The 14,534-nt window shown below is 77.3% G+C and carries 13 protein-coding genes and 1 tRNA gene; 5 read left to right on the top strand and 9 right to left on the bottom strand.

The window, feature by feature from the left end; translation table 11 throughout:
* Window positions 1-156: 156 nt before the first annotated feature.
* Together FBY24_RS04030 and FBY24_RS04035 are read right to left on the bottom strand one after the other, a co-directional pair.
* The gene (locus FBY24_RS04030; protein WP_140459555.1) at window positions 157-528 is read right to left on the bottom strand and encodes an ATP-binding protein; all 372 of its coding nucleotides are present in this window, start codon (window positions 526-528) and stop codon (window positions 157-159) included.
* A 162-nt stretch (window positions 529-690) separates the two neighbouring features.
* Window positions 691-921: a PspC domain-containing protein gene (locus FBY24_RS04035; protein WP_142158282.1), complete on the bottom strand. Its 231-nt coding sequence runs from the start codon at window positions 919-921 to the stop codon at window positions 691-693.
* Between the two features lie 339 nt (window positions 922-1,260).
* Here FBY24_RS04035 and FBY24_RS04040 point away from each other — a divergent pair, with 339 nt between their 5' ends.
* The 3 genes from FBY24_RS04040 to ligD are packed head-to-tail and all read left to right on the top strand — an operon-like array spanning window position 1,261 to window position 5,594.
* A complete protein-coding gene (locus FBY24_RS04040) occupies window positions 1,261-1,509 on the top strand; it encodes a hypothetical protein (protein WP_142158283.1) in 249 nt (82 codons plus the stop codon).
* Window positions 1,491-4,523 carry a helix-turn-helix transcriptional regulator gene (locus tag FBY24_RS04045; protein WP_255432208.1) on the top strand — a complete coding sequence of 1,011 codons (3,033 nt, stop codon included), beginning with the start codon at window positions 1,491-1,493 and terminating at the stop codon, window positions 4,521-4,523. The genes FBY24_RS04040 and FBY24_RS04045 overlap by 19 nt, the downstream gene beginning before the upstream one ends.
* 3 nt (window positions 4,524-4,526) lie before the next feature.
* Window positions 4,527-5,594, top strand: coding sequence for a non-homologous end-joining DNA ligase (gene ligD, locus FBY24_RS04050; RefSeq protein WP_142158286.1), 1,068 nt, complete (start codon window positions 4,527-4,529; stop codon window positions 5,592-5,594).
* 94 nt (window positions 5,595-5,688) lie between these two features.
* Here ligD and FBY24_RS04055 read toward each other — a convergent pair whose 3' ends face one another.
* Window positions 5,689-6,708, bottom strand: coding sequence for a D-alanyl-D-alanine carboxypeptidase family protein (locus tag FBY24_RS04055; protein WP_255432209.1), 1,020 nt, complete (start codon window positions 6,706-6,708; stop codon window positions 5,689-5,691).
* A gap of 106 nt (window positions 6,709-6,814) precedes the next feature.
* Between FBY24_RS04055 and FBY24_RS04060 the strand changes: the two genes are divergently transcribed.
* A complete protein-coding gene (locus FBY24_RS04060) occupies window positions 6,815-8,044 on the top strand; it encodes a hypothetical protein (protein ID WP_142158290.1) in 1,230 nt (409 codons plus the stop codon).
* A 49-nt stretch (window positions 8,045-8,093) separates the two neighbouring features.
* On the opposite strand, the gene FBY24_RS04065 is transcribed toward FBY24_RS04060, so the two are convergent.
* The 6 genes from FBY24_RS04065 to FBY24_RS04090 all read right to left on the bottom strand — a co-directional run bounded on the left by FBY24_RS04065 (window position 8,094) and on the right by FBY24_RS04090 (window position 13,066).
* On the bottom strand, window positions 8,094-8,309 hold the full coding sequence (locus FBY24_RS04065; protein WP_140459548.1) for a hypothetical protein: 216 nt from the start codon (window positions 8,307-8,309) through the stop codon (window positions 8,094-8,096).
* 183 nt (window positions 8,310-8,492) lie between these two features.
* Window positions 8,493-8,565: transfer RNA gene (locus FBY24_RS04070), tRNA-Thr, on the bottom strand.
* An 86-nt stretch (window positions 8,566-8,651) separates the two neighbouring features.
* Entirely contained in the window at window positions 8,652-10,169 is a 1,518-nt protein-coding gene (locus tag FBY24_RS04075; RefSeq protein ID WP_142158292.1) for an alpha/beta hydrolase, read from the bottom strand.
* A gap of 68 nt (window positions 10,170-10,237) precedes the next feature.
* Window positions 10,238-11,374 carry a DNA polymerase III subunit delta' gene (locus tag FBY24_RS04080; RefSeq protein WP_142158294.1) on the bottom strand — a complete coding sequence of 379 codons (1,137 nt, stop codon included), beginning with the start codon at window positions 11,372-11,374 and terminating at the stop codon, window positions 10,238-10,240.
* Complete coding sequence (gene tmk, locus FBY24_RS04085) at window positions 11,371-12,000, bottom strand: dTMP kinase (RefSeq protein ID WP_142158296.1); 630 nt, start codon at window positions 11,998-12,000, stop codon at window positions 11,371-11,373. The genes FBY24_RS04080 and tmk overlap by 4 nt, the downstream gene beginning before the upstream one ends.
* Window positions 12,001-12,061: 61 nt before the next feature.
* Window positions 12,062-13,066, bottom strand: a complete 1,005-nt coding sequence (locus FBY24_RS04090; RefSeq protein WP_140459544.1) for a Gfo/Idh/MocA family protein — start codon at window positions 13,064-13,066, stop codon at window positions 12,062-12,064.
* A gap of 191 nt (window positions 13,067-13,257) precedes the next feature.
* Between FBY24_RS04090 and FBY24_RS04095 the strand changes: the two genes are divergently transcribed.
* Window positions 13,258-14,427: a glycerol dehydrogenase gene (locus FBY24_RS04095; protein WP_142158298.1), complete on the top strand. Its 1,170-nt coding sequence runs from the start codon at window positions 13,258-13,260 to the stop codon at window positions 14,425-14,427.
* The last annotated feature ends 107 nt before the right edge of the window (window positions 14,428-14,534 follow it).

Below are 14,534 nucleotides of genomic sequence, written 5' to 3' on the forward strand. Positions count from 1 at the left end.
CATCGTCCGGGTCGAACGTATCGCCCGGTCCCGGGGGACGCACATCGGACATGCCGGTCGGACCCGCGTGAAGACGCAGGCCACGCCCCGGCCGTGGGGCAGGTCACGCCGCTCCCGGGCTCGGCCCGCGGCCGCCGGCGCACGCGGCCCCGCCCCTCAGGCGTCGGTGTCGACCTCGAACCAGACCGTGGTGCCGCCGCCGGGCCGCCGGGCCGAGCCCCAGGCCGACGCCAGCGCCGCCACGAGGGCCATGCCGCGCCCGCTGGGGGCCGTCGGCTCCGGGTGCTGCAGCCGGGGCGTGCCCTCGCCCTCGTCCGTGACGGCCACCCGCACCACGGCGCCGTCGACGCGCACGTCCACCTGCACCGGTGCCGCCGCGGGCCCGTGGGTCACAGCGTTCGTGACCAGCTCGCCCGTCAGCAGCTCGATGACCTGGTTGGACGCCCCTCCGACGCCCACGCCCGCCACGGAGCGCATCACCCAGTGCCGTGCGGCGCGGGGCGCGCTGCGCTCCGCGGTCACCACCATGCTGTCGTCCAGGAGCGGCGGCGGTGCACCCCGCCTGCCGCTCCTGATGTCCCGGACCTCACCCACCGGTCCAGGGTGCCCGAAGGCGGGCCGGCCCGCCGCTCGGACCCACGGACCGGACGTCGCCGTGGACGACGGTGCCCACGGCGACGGGGCCGTCGGTCAGCGCCGCACGGGCGGCACCCACGACGAGTCCGGCATGCACAGCCACAGGGCCGCGTAGACGAGCAGCGCGCTGCCCGGCAGGACCGTGAGCAGCACGAGGACGAGCCGCGGCGCCCACGCCGGCAGGCCCGTCCTCTCGGCCACGCCGGCGCACACGCCGGCGACCCAGCGCCCGGCGAACGGCCGGACCAGCCCGGCGCGTGCGAAAGCTGACCTGATGGCGTCCATGCGTCCTCCTCGTGCCGTCCGGCGACCTGCTCGGCGGCGTCGTCCTCGGGACCCGCCCGTCCGGCAGGCCTCCCGACGCCAGTCTCGCCGGGGCCCGGGGCCGCGCGCCTCCGGGAACGCCCCTGGTCCTCCCCCGGTCAGCCCCCTGGTCGGCCCCTGACCTCGCCGGCCTGAGGTGCCTCAGGCCCACGGGGCACCACCTCAGGCCGCACCGGGCGCCAGCGCCCGCCGCAGCACCGTCGTCCGCCCGATCCGCCGCGCCCCGCCTCACGCGCACCGTAGGTCCCGTGCCCGTGCGTCGACCCGCGGACGGGCCCGGGGCAGGACGAGGAGGACACCATGAGCACCCTGTGGGGGCCGGCGCTGGACGCCGAGATCAGCTACCGCCGCGAGCGCCTGACGGCGGCCGCCCGCGGACGCCGTCGCACCGACGCCGGGGAGCGCGCCTCGCGGCTCGCCGCCGACGCGGTCGCCCGGGCGGCCAGCGCCGCACGGGCCGTCGCGCCCGCCGCCGCACCGGCGCGCGGCGACGCCACCCGCCGTGGGTGGCGCCTGCGAGGATCGGGGGCGTGGCACGCGGCCCGATGAGCACACCCTTCGTCGCGCGCGAGACCCAGGTCCGGCAGCTGCTCGACGCGCTGGACCGGGCCCGCGCGGGCGCTCCCACCTGCGTCGTCGTCGGCGGGGACGCGGGCGTCGGCAAGACCCGGCTGCTGCACCGCGCGGGCACCGTCGCCGCCGCGGCGGGAGCGCTCGTCGTCACCGGCCACTGCGTCGACCTCGGCGAGATCGGGCTGCCCTACCTGCCGTTCGCCGAGGCCCTCGGCGCGCTGCGCACGCAGGTGCCCGGCACGGTCGACGACGTCGTCGCGGCCCGCCCGGCGCTCGCGCGGCTGGTCGACGGGGCACCCGCGGGAGCGGGCGACGCGGGGGCCGACCGGCTCCAGCTGTTCGAGGGCGTCGCCGAGGTGCTCGCGACCGCCGGCACGGCCGAGCACCCGCTCGTCGTGGTGCTGGAGGACCTGCACTGGGCCGACGCGTCGAGCCGCGACCTGCTGCGGTTCCTCGTGTCGCGGCTCGCCGGGCAGCACCTGCTGCTCGTGGCCAGCTACCGCGCCGACGACGTGCACCGCCGCCACCCGTGGCGGGGCGTCCTGGCCGAGCTGTCCCGGCACCCGCACGTCGAGCGGCTCACGCTCGAGGCGTTCACCGAGGAGGAGCTGCGGGCCTTCACCACCGCGGCGCTGGGCCGGCCGCTGCCCGACGGCGTGCTGCGGCGCGTGCGCGAGCGCGCCGAGGGCAACGCGTACTTCACCGAGGAGCTCCTCGAGGCCGGTGCGGAGAGCGGCGACCTCCCCTGGTCGCTCGCCGACGTGCTGCGGGCCCGGGTCGAGCAGCTCGACCCGGCCGCGCTGCGCCTCGTGCAGCTCGCGTCCGCCGCGGGGCGCCGGGTCGACGAGCCGCTGCTGCGCGCCGCCGCGCAGGCGGACGCCGGCGGGGCGCTCGCCGCGCCGGGTGCCGTGGACGCCGCTCTGCGCGAGGCGGTCGCGCACCACGTGCTCGTCGGCGAGGACGGACGCATCGCGTTCCGGCACGCGCTGCTGGCCGAGGCCGTGCACGCCGACCTGCTCCCCGGCGAGGCCGCCGCCGCGCACCGCGCGTACCTGGACGCGACGCGCGCCGCCCCCGACCTGGCGTCGCACGCCGAGCGCGCGGCCCACGCGCTGGCGGTGCCCGACGTGGCCGTCGCCCTGGCGGAGTCGTGGGCCGCTGCGCAGGACGCGCGCCGGCTGCTGGCCCCGACGGAGGAGCTGCGGCACCTCGAGGTGGCGCTGCGGCTGTGGGACGCCGTCCCGGGCGGCGCGCGACCGGGGGCACGTCCCGTCGGCGCGCCCGACGGGACGGACGGGTCGAGGGACGAGGTCGACCCCGCGGGGGCGCCCGACCGGGCGGAGGTGCTGCGGCAGGCGTCCTGGGCCGCGAGCCGTGCCGGCGCCCCGGAGCGGGCCGTGCTGCTCGCGCGCGCCGCGCTCGACGAGACCGGGCTGACGCCCCGCCGCCGTGCCGCCCTGCACACCGTCGTGGCCCGGCACCTGCTGGCCGTCGACCGTGGGCGGGAGGCCATGGCGGAGGCGTCGGCGGCGCTGGCCCAGGTCGACCACCTCGCCGGCGGGCCGACGCCGGAGCGGGCGTGGGCGCTGGCGACGTACGCGCGCGCCGCCGTGAACGCGGGCCGGGACGAGGAGGCCGAGCAGACCGCGGAGCAGGCCGCGCAGGTGGCCCGGGCGGTGGCCGACGCGGGCGCCGAGTCGGACGCCATGACGACGCTCGCGGTGCTGGACCGCCTCGACCACGCGCAGTCCGCCGGGCTGCTGGAGCAGGCGCTCGCCCGCGCGGTGGAGTCGCAGGACCTGGCCACGGAGCTGCGGACCCGGTACAACCTGACGTCCGCGCACTGGTCGGCGGGCGACCTGGCCAGCGCCGGCCGGCACGCGGCCGAGGGCGTGCGCGTGGCGCGGCGGGTCGGCATGGCGTGGGCCCCGCACGGGGTGGACCTGCACATGTTCCGCGCCCTCGTCGCCTACGCCACCGGCGACCTGGCGCCCGTCCCGCACCCGCCCGCGGACCGCGAGGCACCCGCGGGTGCGCAGGCGCTGCTGCGTGCCGTCGACCTGTACGCCGCGACGGCCCGGGGCGACACCGACGTCCTCGACCGTGCGCGGTCCCTGCGCCCGTGGTGGTCGCGGGACCCGCTGGTGACGCTGATCGCCGGCACGAACGAGGCGGACGCGCTGACGTGGGCCGGGCAGGGGCGTGCGGCCGAGCAGGTCGCCGCCGAGGTCCTCGACGGTGTGACGGCGTGGTGGTCGGACAGGCTGCTGGGCGCCATCCGGATCGGTGCGCTCGCCCTGGCGGGGCTCGCCGAGGAGACCACCGCGCCGGGCCCGGCCCCGGCCGACCGCGACGAGCTGCTGGCGCGGGCCGACGCGTGGCTGGTCCGGGCGGAACGGGCCGCCCGGGAGGGGCGGCCGCACGGCGGCGTCCTGGGCCCCGAGGGGCGGGCGTGGCTGCTGCGGGCGCGCGCCGAGCACGCCCGCGCGCACGGCGACGCCGACCCCGACGCGTGGGCGCAGGCCGTCGAGGCCTTCGGGTACGGGCACCGCTACGAGGCCGCGCGCTCCCGGGCCCGGCTGGCGGAGGCGGCGCTCGGGGTCGGCGACCGCGCCGGGGCCGCGCGGGAGGCGGGCGCGGCGCTGGCGGAGGCGGTCGCGCTGGGCGCGGAGCCCCTGGCCGAGCAGGTGCGCGCGCTCGTGCGGCGCGGCCGCCTTGCGGTCGACGACGTCCGGCTGCCGGGCACCGACGTGCTCACGGCGCGCGAGGCGGAGGTCCTCGCCCTCGTCGCGCAGGGCCTGTCGAACCGGCAGGTCGGGGAGCGGCTGTTCATCTCGGGCAAGACCGTCTCCGTGCACGTCTCGAACGTGCTGGCCAAGCTCGGGGCGTCCGGCCGCACCGAGGCCGTGTCGATCGCGCACCGGCGCGGCCTGCTCGTCGCCGAGGCGGACGCCGCCGTGCCGGCACCGACGACCCGCCCTAGCGTGTGACCCATGACACCTTCGGCGCCCGCGGTCGAGCTCGACGTGCGCGGTCGCACGGTGCGGGTCAGCAGTCCCGACCGCGTGGTGCTCCCGCAGCGCGGGTTCACCAAGCTCGACGTCGTGCAGCACTTCCTGGCCGTCGGCGACGGCATCCTCGGAGCGCTGCTGCACCGGCCGACGACCCTGGAGCGGTGGCCGAAGGGCGTCGTCGAGGGTGCTCGCATGTCGACGCGCCAGGACTCCTCGGGCGACGCGTTCTACCAGAAGCGGGTCCCGCAGGGCGCTCCGGACTGGGTCGAGACGTCCCGCATCGCGTTCCCCAGCGGACGGACCGCCGACGAGGTCGCCCCCACCGAGCTGGCCGTCGTCGCGTGGGCCGCGAACCTCGGGACCCTGACGTTCCACCCCTGGCCGGTGGTCCGCGACGACGTGGAGCGGCCCGACCAGCTGCGGATCGACCTCGACCCGCAGCCCGGCACGGACTTCTCCGACGCCGTGCGCGTGGCCCCCCACGTGCGCGAGCTGCTCGCCGAGCACGGCCTGACGGGGTACCCCAAGACGTCCGGCGGGCGGGGCGTGCACGTGTTCGTGCCGATCGAGCCGCGGTGGACGTTCGTCGACGCGCGCCGGGCCACCATCGCGCTGGGCCGCGAGCTCGAACGACGCCTGCCCGACCAGGTCACGATGCGCTGGTGGAAGGAGGAGCGCGGCGCCACGATCTTCGTCGACTACAACCAGATGGCGCGCGACCGCACCATCGCGTCGGCGTACTCGGTGCGCGCCAACGCCCGCGGCACCGTGTCCGCCCCGGTCACGTGGGACGAGCTGCCCGACGTGCACCCCGACGACTTCGACGTCGGCACCATGGCCGCGCGGTTCGCGCAGGTCGGGGACCTGTTCGCGCCGCTCGTGGCGCACGCCGCGCCGCGGTTCTCGATCGAGCCGCTGCTCGAGCTGGCCGACCGGCAGGAGCGGGACGAGGGCCACGGCGACCTGCCGTACCCGCCGGAGTACCCGAAGATGCCCGGCGAGCCCAAGCGCGTGCAGCCGTCACGCGACCGCGACCGCCCGCACTGAGACGACCCGCACGGAGGCCACCCGCACCGCGCCGCCCGACCGGACTGCCTGCACGGACGAGCGGCCCGCCGACGCGGCCGACGGCGGCGCCTGGTCAGCCGCGGAACTCGTAGTGCCAGTACTCCGGGTTGGAGCCGCCGCGCTGCGCCCACGACGGCGACACCCACCCGTACGCGGGCCCGTTCGCCACGAGCCACGCCCGCGCCGGGGAGTCCCACCCGTACGTGCACGGCAGCTCCGGCACGTCGAGCGCCAGCCCCGTGCCGTGCGACGACGTGCCGGGCACCGCCGCCACCGACCCGAGCGCGGCGCGCATCGCCACCTGCGTGTCGTAGTCGCGGTACGCGAGGTCGAGCGCCAGGTCGTGCCCCAGCGCCGCCCGGAACGCGACGTTGAGCCGCTCGAGCGCGGCGGTCGCGTCGGCCCGCAGGTAGAACGGCGTGCCGCGGGAGTCGGTCGTCCACGAGACCGCGGACAGCATCTGCGGCGTCAGCCGACCGTTGGAGCCGTCCCCGCCCTCCGTCGGCGTGGACGTGTAGAACGCCGGGCCGGAGTACGTCGTCCCGCAGCCGGCCGCCGGCGCGTCCCCGTCCCCGTCCGTGCCGGCCCCCGGGGCTGCTGCGGCCGCGGCGGCAGCGGCCGCAGCTGCTGCGGCAGCGGCCTCGTCGGCCTCGCGCCGCGCACCCACGGCCTCCTCCACGGCCGTCCGGGCCTCCACGAGGCGTGCCGTCGCGGCACGCATGGCCGCCGCCGACGCCGGCCCGCCGGGGACCGCGTCGATCGCGGCCGCCAGCGCGAGACGGGCCGTGTCGTCGGCCACCTGGCCGTCGCTCTCGTCGAGCACGGTGCGCGACGCCTCGACCTCCGCCTCCAGCGCGGGGCGTGCGGCGGCGAGCACCCCGTCGGTGCCCGACGCCCCGAGAACGCCCACCGCGAGCCCCGCCGCGGCGGCCTCCGCGTGCGCGGCGCCGACGGCCTCGTCGACCCGCTCCTGCGCCTGCAGCCGCGCGTCCGCGGCCTCGCGGTGCTGCGCGACCGACCACGCCCACGCCCCGGCGCCGCCGCCCAGGGCGAACGAGGCGGCGGTCACGGCGGCGACAGCAGCACGACGCACGGTCGGACCCCCCGGTCGGCTCGGCGGCGCCGCACCCGCGGCACCCGTCGCGGCCACGGTAGCCGAGGACGCCCGCGCGGTGCCCGACGGGTGAGAACGTGGGCGCATGCACGCGACACCGGCGCCCCGCCTCAAGGCCCGCACCGCGCCGACCGATGCCTCCGGCATGGACAGCGCCACCACCACCCTCGGGCGCACCCCGTCCGACCCGTCCGCCCCCGTCGGCGACGCCGCGGACGAGACCGCCGCCCCGACCGCTGACCAGCCCGTCGGCGCTCGCGACCACGGCACCGACGTCCCCGCCGGGGACCCTGCCGACCCCGCGGCCACGACGCGCGCGCTGAGCCCGGTGGAGAACCTGCACCTCGACCGCCTGCGCGTGTGGCTGCGCGAGGACGGCGTCGACACCGCCGACCCCGCGTCGCTGGCGGCCCGGTGGGCGGACCTGCTCGCCCGGCACGCCGCCGACGCCCCCGCGCCGACCGGTGCGGTGGCCGCCCTCGGCATCGCCGTCGGCGACGTGCTCGTGTCCCGCGCACCCGGCGCCACCTGGGTGATGTGCGCGGGGCCTGACGGGGCGACGCCCGGCGTCGTGCACCCCGACCGGCCGTCCGCACCCGTCCTCGCCGTGCTCGACGCGCACGCCCGGTGGCGGGCCCGCGCGCAGGACTGGGTGCCGGGCTACGTCGACCGCGCGGTGGCGCACCTCACGGGCCCGTCGACGGCAGTCACGTCGGCCGCCGGTCCCGTCCCGAGCCCCGTCCCCGCGGCGCACGTGCCCGCTCCCGCCGACGCGGCGGGCGCAGTGCCTGCGGCCGCCGACGCGGCCGACCCCGCTCCCGTGGCCCAGGCGACACCGGCTCCCGCGCCGACCGCGCTCCCCTCCCGCCGTCGGGCACGTCCCGACACCGGGCCCGCCACCTCCCCGGCCGTCGAAGGCGCCCTGCCCGGCCCCGACGCGCTCCCCCACCGTCCGTCGGAGACGGTGCTCGACCTCGCACTGCGCTCTCTCGAGCGCGCACTCGCGCGCGCCGTCGCCGACCCCGCCGGCGTGGGCGCGTTCGTCAGCGTGCGGGACGCCTCCGGGCTGCGCACCACCGACCTCGACGGGCCCGACGCCCTGGCCCAGGCGCGCGAGCAGGCGCGCCGCAGCGGTGCCGACGAGGCCGCGGTGGCGTGGGCGGAGCCGCACGACGGCGGGTCCCGCGTGGTCGTCGACGCCTCCGCCGCGGGCGAGGTCGGCATTCGGGTCGCCCACGCGTTCGCAGCCGACGCGGACGGCGGCCGCGAGGTCGGTGGCCCGCTCGTGCTGGGCCAGGCGGCACCGCTGCTCTGACGCACCGCGGCCCCGCCCCGGCCCACCGGTCGGGGCGGGGCCGCGCGCGTCAGGACGCGTGCCGGTAGCGGAAGTCCTCGGCGATCTGCTGCGCCTGCATCATCACGAGCCCGCGGTAGGACTCGTAGAGCTGCGTGATCCGCAGGTCGGTGGCGCCGCGGTCACGCGCGCACATCCACGCCAGCCGCGCGACCCGGATGTCCTCGTCGGTCACGTCGACCAGCCACTCGTCGTCAGCCCCCCCGGGCCGGATCTGCTCCGCCATGGCGCCATGCTGGACCCGGCAAGCGGATTCCGGCCCGGCGACGCGCACATCTCACCCGGGACCTCACTCCCTGGTGGGGCACTGAATCGTGTGGTCACCCGACGGCCACGACTGCGGTCGGGCGGACGTGTGACCCGGGCATGACGAAGGCCCGGCACCTGGGGTGCCGGGCCTTCGTCGCGGAGCCGCCTAAGGGAATCGAACCCTTGACCTTCTCATTACGAGTGAGACGCTCTGCCGACTGAGCTAAGGCGGCGTCGTCGTCACCGACCGCCCCTCACGGGACCGGGCGGAGCACGGCGAGCGCGCCCACTGTACCCGGCACCGGCCGGGTCACCAAAGTCAGCAGCGGGTGCCGTCCTGCGGGGCCTCGCCCGTGAGGAGGTACTGGTCGACGGCGTCGGCGATGCAGTCGTTCGAGCGGCCGTACGCGGTGTGCCCCTCGCCCTCGTAGGTCAGCAGCACGCCCGAGCTGAGGATGTCCGCGAGCTCCTCGGCCCACACGTACGGGGTCGCCGGGTCGTTGGTCGTGCCGATGACGACGATCGGGGCCGCGCCCTCGGCGGCGTACGAGTCGAGGGGGCCGACCTCCGGCACGGGCCACCGCGCGCACGACGCGCCGCCGTACGAGAAGAACTGCCCCACGGTCGGTGCGACCGCGCTGATCTGCTCGGCGGCCGCGCGCATGTCCGCCACGTCCGAGGACGGACGCGCGTCGAGGCACGTGATGGCCGCGAACGCCTCGTTCTGGTTCGAGTCGTACGAGCCGTCCTCCAGCCGCCCCAGGTACTGGTCCGCGAGCTGCAGCAGCACCGAGCCGTCCGCCTGCTGGGTGGCCGCGGCCAGCGCCTGCGTCAGCGCGGGCCACAGCTGCTCCGCGTAGAGGGGCATCGCCACGCCGTAGAACGCCAGGGACTGCGTCAGCGGGCGACCCTGGTCCGTGGGCAGCGGGCTGTCGCCGACCCGGTCCAGCAGCGCGCGGATCTGCCCCATGCCGGCGTCGACGTCACCGGTCAGCGGGCAGCCCGCCCCGGCCTGGCAGTCGGCGACGTACGCGCGCAGCGCGCTCTCGAACCCCTCCGCCTGGCCCGCGGCCAGCTCACCGGAGTCGATCGTCGGGTTGAGCGCACCGTCGAGCACCATCCGCCCGACCCGCTCCGGGAACAGCGCCGCGTACGTCGCCCCCAGGTCCGTGCCGTAGGAGTACCCGAGGTACGTCAGGGCGTCGTCGCCCAGCACCGCGCGCACCACGTCCATGTCGCGCGCCGAGGACGCCGTGTCGACGTGCCCCAGCACGGGACCCGTCTGCTCCAGGCACGCCTCGCCGAACGCCCCGTTGCGCGCCATGGCCTCCTCGAGGCCCTCGTCCGTGCTCAGGTCGCCCGACCACGCGAAGAACTCGTCGAGCTCGGTCGGCCCCACGCACGTCACGGGTGCGGACGCCTCGACGCCGCGGGGGTCGACGGCCACCAGGTCGTACTCGGCCAGCACCTCCGCGCTCACGAGCAGCTGGAACGACGAGAGGAACGAGATCGCGCTCACGCCCGGCCCGCCCGGGTTGACCAGCAGCGATCCGACCGGGTCGCCGTCGGTGGCCGGCGCGCGCTCGACGGCGACGGTGATCGTCTCCCCCGCGGGGTCGGACCAGTCGAGCGGGACGACGACGTCGGTGCACTCGTTGTCGCCGCAGACCGTCCACTCCGGCGTCTGCCCGTAGTACGTCGCCAGCTCGGGCGGCACGTCGGCCGCGGCGGACGACGTCGGCGCCGTGGCCTGGTGCTTGGGCGCGGCGCAGCCTGTGGCGGCGAGGAGGAGGACGACGACGAGGGCGCACCGTCGCAGGACGGCGGGGGTCGGCATGGCGCCTACCGTAACCTGCACGGCGCGCACGTCTCGCGCGCTGCCCGCCCCCGCACCCGGGTGCCGGCTCAGGCCTGCGGCCGGAGCGCGATCGCCATCGCCTCCACCGCCAGCAGCGGTGCCACGTTGCCCGCCAGCCGCGTGCGCGCCTGGCCCACGGCGTCCATGCGGCGCAGCGTCTGCTCGGGCGTGCTCGCCGCTGCCAGGGCCCGCACGTCCGGCTCCTGCTCGACGTTCACCAGGTCGACGCCCGCGCCGAGCTGCACGACGAGCACGTCGCGGTACAGCGAGAGCAGGTCGACCATGGCGCGGTCGAGCACGTCGCGCTGCGCACGGGTCGCCCGCCGCTTCTGCTCCTCCTCGAGCTGACGCACCTGGGCACGCAGCGCCGGCGGCAGCGTCGCGGCCCCCTCGGCGCCCAGCTGGCGCAGCAGCTCGTTCTTCTCCTGCGCGTCGCGCTCCTCCGTCGCCGCCTTCGCGTCGGCCTGCGCCGTCTCGACCAGCTCGCCGGCCGCGAGCACCGCGTCGCCGACGCCCCGCACGCGCGACGCGAGGCCCAGCACCTGCGCGCGACGCTCACGGGCCTGCTCGTCGCGGGCCAGGCGCCGGGCCACACCGATGTGGGACTGCGCCGCGCGGGCCGCCACCGCCGCCGTGCGCGGGTCGATCCCGTCCCGGCGCACCAGCAGCTCGACGACCGCCTCGACCGGCGGCACCCGGAGCGCGACCGAGCGGCTGCGCGAGCGGATCGTGACCAGCACGTCCTCGGGGCTCGGTGCGCACAGCAGCCACACCGTGCGCGCCGGCGGCTCCTCCACCGCCTTGAGCAGGACGTTCGCGCTCTGGTCGTTGAACCGGTCGGCGTCCTCGACCACGATGACGCGCCACCGCCCCTGCGACGGGGAGCGCTGCGCGAGCTCGACCAGCGGACGCGTCGCGTCCACGCGGATGAAGACGCCCTCGGTGGCGACGAGCGTCACGTCCGGGTGCGTGCCGCCCAGCACGGTCGTGCACGCGTGGCAGTGCCCGCAGCCGCCCTGCTCGCACTGCAGCGCGGCCGCGAACGCGCGGGCCGCGTTCGACCGTCCGGACCCCGGCGGGCCCGTGAGCAGCCACGCGTGCGTCATCGCGGCAGGGTCGTCGACCGCCCGCCGCAGCACCTCGACCGCGGGCTCCTGCCCGACGAGGTCGTCCCAGACGCTCACGCGCCCGCGCCGGCCCGGGGCAGCGCCGCGAGCCGCTGCTGCACCTGCGCGGCCACGACCTCCGGGGGCTGCGCCGCGTCGATGACGACCCACCGGCCCGGGTCGGCCGCGGCACGGTCGAGGAACGCCTGCCGCGTCCGGCGGTGGAACTCGTCGCCCGCGGACTCCAGCCGGTCCGGGTCGCCCGTCAGCCGCGCGAGACCCACCACGGGGTCGAGGTCGAGCAGGACCGTCAGGTCGGGCAGCAGCCCGTCGACCGCCCAGAGGTTGAGCCGCTCCACCTCGTCGGCACCCAGGTCGCGCCCCGTGCCCTGGTACGCGACCGACGAGTCCAGGTACCGGTCCGTCACGACCGCCGCGCCCCGGGCGAGCGCCGGTCGCACGACCGACGCCACGTGGTGGGCGCGGTCGGTGGCGTACAGCAGCGCCTCGGTCCGGGGGTCCAGGTCGTCGCCGTGCAGCACGGCCTGCCGCAGCTCGAGGCCCAGGGGCGTGCCCCCGGGCTCGCGCGTCACCACGACCTCGTGCCCCTGCGCGGTCAGGTGCCGGGCCAGCAGGACGACCTGCGTCGACTTGCCGACACCGTCCCCGCCCTCGAACGAGACGAACACTCCACGGGCGGTCACGGCGCCAGGCTAGCGGCAGCCGCCGACGCGCGACGTCCCCGGACGGCGGGCGTCGCGCGCGTCACTCGCCCGGGTACGCCACCCCGACCTGCCGGCGCACCTCGTCCATCGTGCGCATGACGTCCAGCGTCTGCTGCCACGTCAGGCGCGGGCTCTCGGTGTCCCCGTCGGCGATCCGGCGGGCGACCTCGGCGGCCTCGTACTGCAGGCCGCGCGCGAAGGGCTGCTCGAACGTCCACTGCCGCCCGTCGCGGCGCGCCACGCGGAACGACGTCGGCCCGTAGAAGCTGCCGGCGACGCGCACGTACCCCTCGGTGCCGGAGATCGACGACGTCGTCGGCGTCTTCGACCACAGCGTCGTGTGCAGGGTCGCCTGCACCTGCTCGCCGTACTCCAGCACCATCGACACCTGGCCGTCGACGCCCGTCTGCGTCTTCTGGCCGAAGGCGTGCACGCCCGTCGGCACGCCGAGGAAGTCGTGCGCCCACGCGACGGGGTACACACCCAGGTCGAGCAGCGCGCCGCCCGCCAGCTCGGGCGCGTACAGCCGGCTCGCCGGGTCGTACGCGAAGTACTGGCCGTGGTCGGCCCGGACCGCGACGACCTCGCCGATCTCACCGTTGTCGATCACCTGGTGCAGCGCGGCCACGTGCGGCAGGAACCGCGTCCACATGGCCTCCATGACGAAGACCCCGGCCGCGCGGGCCGCGGCGAAGACCTCCTCCGCCTCGGCGGCGTTGCGCGTGAAGGCCTTCTCCACCAGCACGTGCTTGCCGGCGGCGATGGCGAGGAGCGCGTGCTCCTTGTGCTCGGAGTGCGGCGTGGCGACGTACACGACGTCGACCTGCGGGTCCTCGACGAGCTGGCGGTAGCCCAGGTGCGTGGTCGGGATGCCGTGCGCCGTGGCGAACCGCTCGGCGCGGTCACGGTGCCGCGAGCCCACCGCCACGAGCTGCGCGCGGGTGAACTCGCGCACCGAGTGCGCGAACGTGCTGGCGATGTTGCCGGCGCCGAGGATGCCCCAGCGGATCGGCGGTGCGGTGCGCGGGTCCTCGGTGCGTGCCATGCACCCAACCTAGCGCCCGGCGCGGCACCCGACAGTCCGTCCGCCGGTCGGCCCGCGCGCCGGGCCCGCCGGCCGCGGGGCAGGGACCCAGGTCCCCCGGCGCGGCGCGCACGGCAGGCCTAGCGTGGGGCGCAGGTCGGCGGTCGTCCCGACCCCCGGGACCGCCCCCGCCGACCGGGAGGGTGCCCACCATGTCCACGCCCAGCGAGACCGCCCCGGCAGGTCCCGGAGCCGTCCGCACGCTCATCGCCCCGCTGCGCTACGTGCAGGGACGCGGTGCGCTCGCCCGCGTCGGCGAGTTCGTCGCCCCGCTCGGCCGCACCCCGCTCGTCGTCGCGGACGACGCCGTCTGGGGGTTCACCGAGGACACCGTGCGGGCGTCGTTCGCCGCCGCGGGCCTGCCGCTCGTGCGGGACGGTTTCGGCACGTACGCCACCGCGGCGGCCGTGGAGGCCATCGCCGCCCGCATCGGCGAGACCGGGGCCGACGTGGTCGTCGGCGTCGGGGGCGGATCGACGATCGACGCCGTCAAGGCCGCCGGGCACCTCGCGGGCGTCCGCTGGGCGTCCGTCCCCACCCTCGCCTCGACGGACGCCCCGTGCTCCGCGCTGTCGGTGATCTACACCGAGGAGGGCGCGTTCGAGGAGTACCGGTTCTTCCCCCGCAACCCCGACCTCGTGCTCGTCGACACCCAGGTGGTCGCGAACGCCCCCGTGCGGTTCCTCGTCGCGGGCGTCGGCGACGCGCTCGCCACGTGGGTCGAGGCACGCGCGGTCGCCCGGACGGACTCCGAGACGATGGCCGGCGGGGTCCCGACCCTCACGGGGACCGCCCTGGCCCGGCTCTCGTGGGACGTGCTGTGGGAGAACGCGGAGTCGGCGGTCGAGGCCGTCCGGCACCACCTGGTCACACCCGCCGTCGAGAAGGTCGTCGAGGCGAACACGCTGCTGTCGGGCCTGGGCTTCGAGTCCGGCGGGCTGGCCGCGGCGCACGCGATCCACAACGGGCTCACCGCCGTGCCGCACACGCACGGGCTCACGCACGGCGAGAAGGTGAACATCGGCACGCTGACCCAGCTGGTCCTCGAGGGCGCGCCGCGGGCGGAGATCGTCGCGTTCGTGGAGCTGACGACGCGCCTCGGCCTGCCGAACACCCTCACCGAGGTGGGGCTGGGCGTCGACGACGTGGACGCGCTGACGACCGTGGCGCGCGCCGCCACCGCCGAGGGCGAGACGATCCACGCGATGCCGTTCGCCGTCCGCGTCCCGGACCTCGTGGACGCCCTGCGCTCCCTGGAGACCCTCTCCACCACGATCCGCACCCGAGCCGCCCTCCCGGCCCCCACCCCCCACCACCCCTGACCCCGACCTCCTGCCCCGTCCCCCCGACCCGACCCTCGCCACCACCCGCCGACCCCGTCATCTCTGCCGCTCCACCCCGCGCGGACGCGGCAGATGACGGTGTCGAC

This window comes from Cellulomonas sp. SLBN-39 (assembly GCF_006715865.1).
In the GTDB taxonomy this organism is placed as follows: domain Bacteria; phylum Actinomycetota; class Actinomycetes; order Actinomycetales; family Cellulomonadaceae; genus Cellulomonas.

Coding starts and splice junctions, on each gene's coding strand:
- FBY24_RS04040 (WP_142158283.1), top strand. CDS start 1,261: ATGAGCACCCTGTGGGGGCCGGCGCTGGACGCCGAGATCAGCTACCGC.
- FBY24_RS04095 (WP_142158298.1), top strand. CDS start 13,258: ATGTCCACGCCCAGCGAGACCGCCCCGGCAGGTCCCGGAGCCGTCCGC.
- FBY24_RS04060 (WP_142158290.1), top strand. CDS start 6,815: ATGCACGCGACACCGGCGCCCCGCCTCAAGGCCCGCACCGCGCCGACC.
- FBY24_RS04075 (WP_142158292.1), bottom strand. CDS start 10,169: ATGCCGACCCCCGCCGTCCTGCGACGGTGCGCCCTCGTCGTCGTCCTC.
- FBY24_RS04035 (WP_142158282.1), bottom strand. CDS start 921: ATGGACGCCATCAGGTCAGCTTTCGCACGCGCCGGGCTGGTCCGGCCG.
- FBY24_RS04090 (WP_140459544.1), bottom strand. CDS start 13,066: ATGGCACGCACCGAGGACCCGCGCACCGCACCGCCGATCCGCTGGGGC.
- ligD (WP_142158286.1), top strand. CDS start 4,527: ATGACACCTTCGGCGCCCGCGGTCGAGCTCGACGTGCGCGGTCGCACG.
- FBY24_RS04065 (WP_140459548.1), bottom strand. CDS start 8,309: ATGGCGGAGCAGATCCGGCCCGGGGGGGCTGACGACGAGTGGCTGGTC.
- FBY24_RS04030 (WP_140459555.1), bottom strand. CDS start 528: ATGGTGGTGACCGCGGAGCGCAGCGCGCCCCGCGCCGCACGGCACTGG.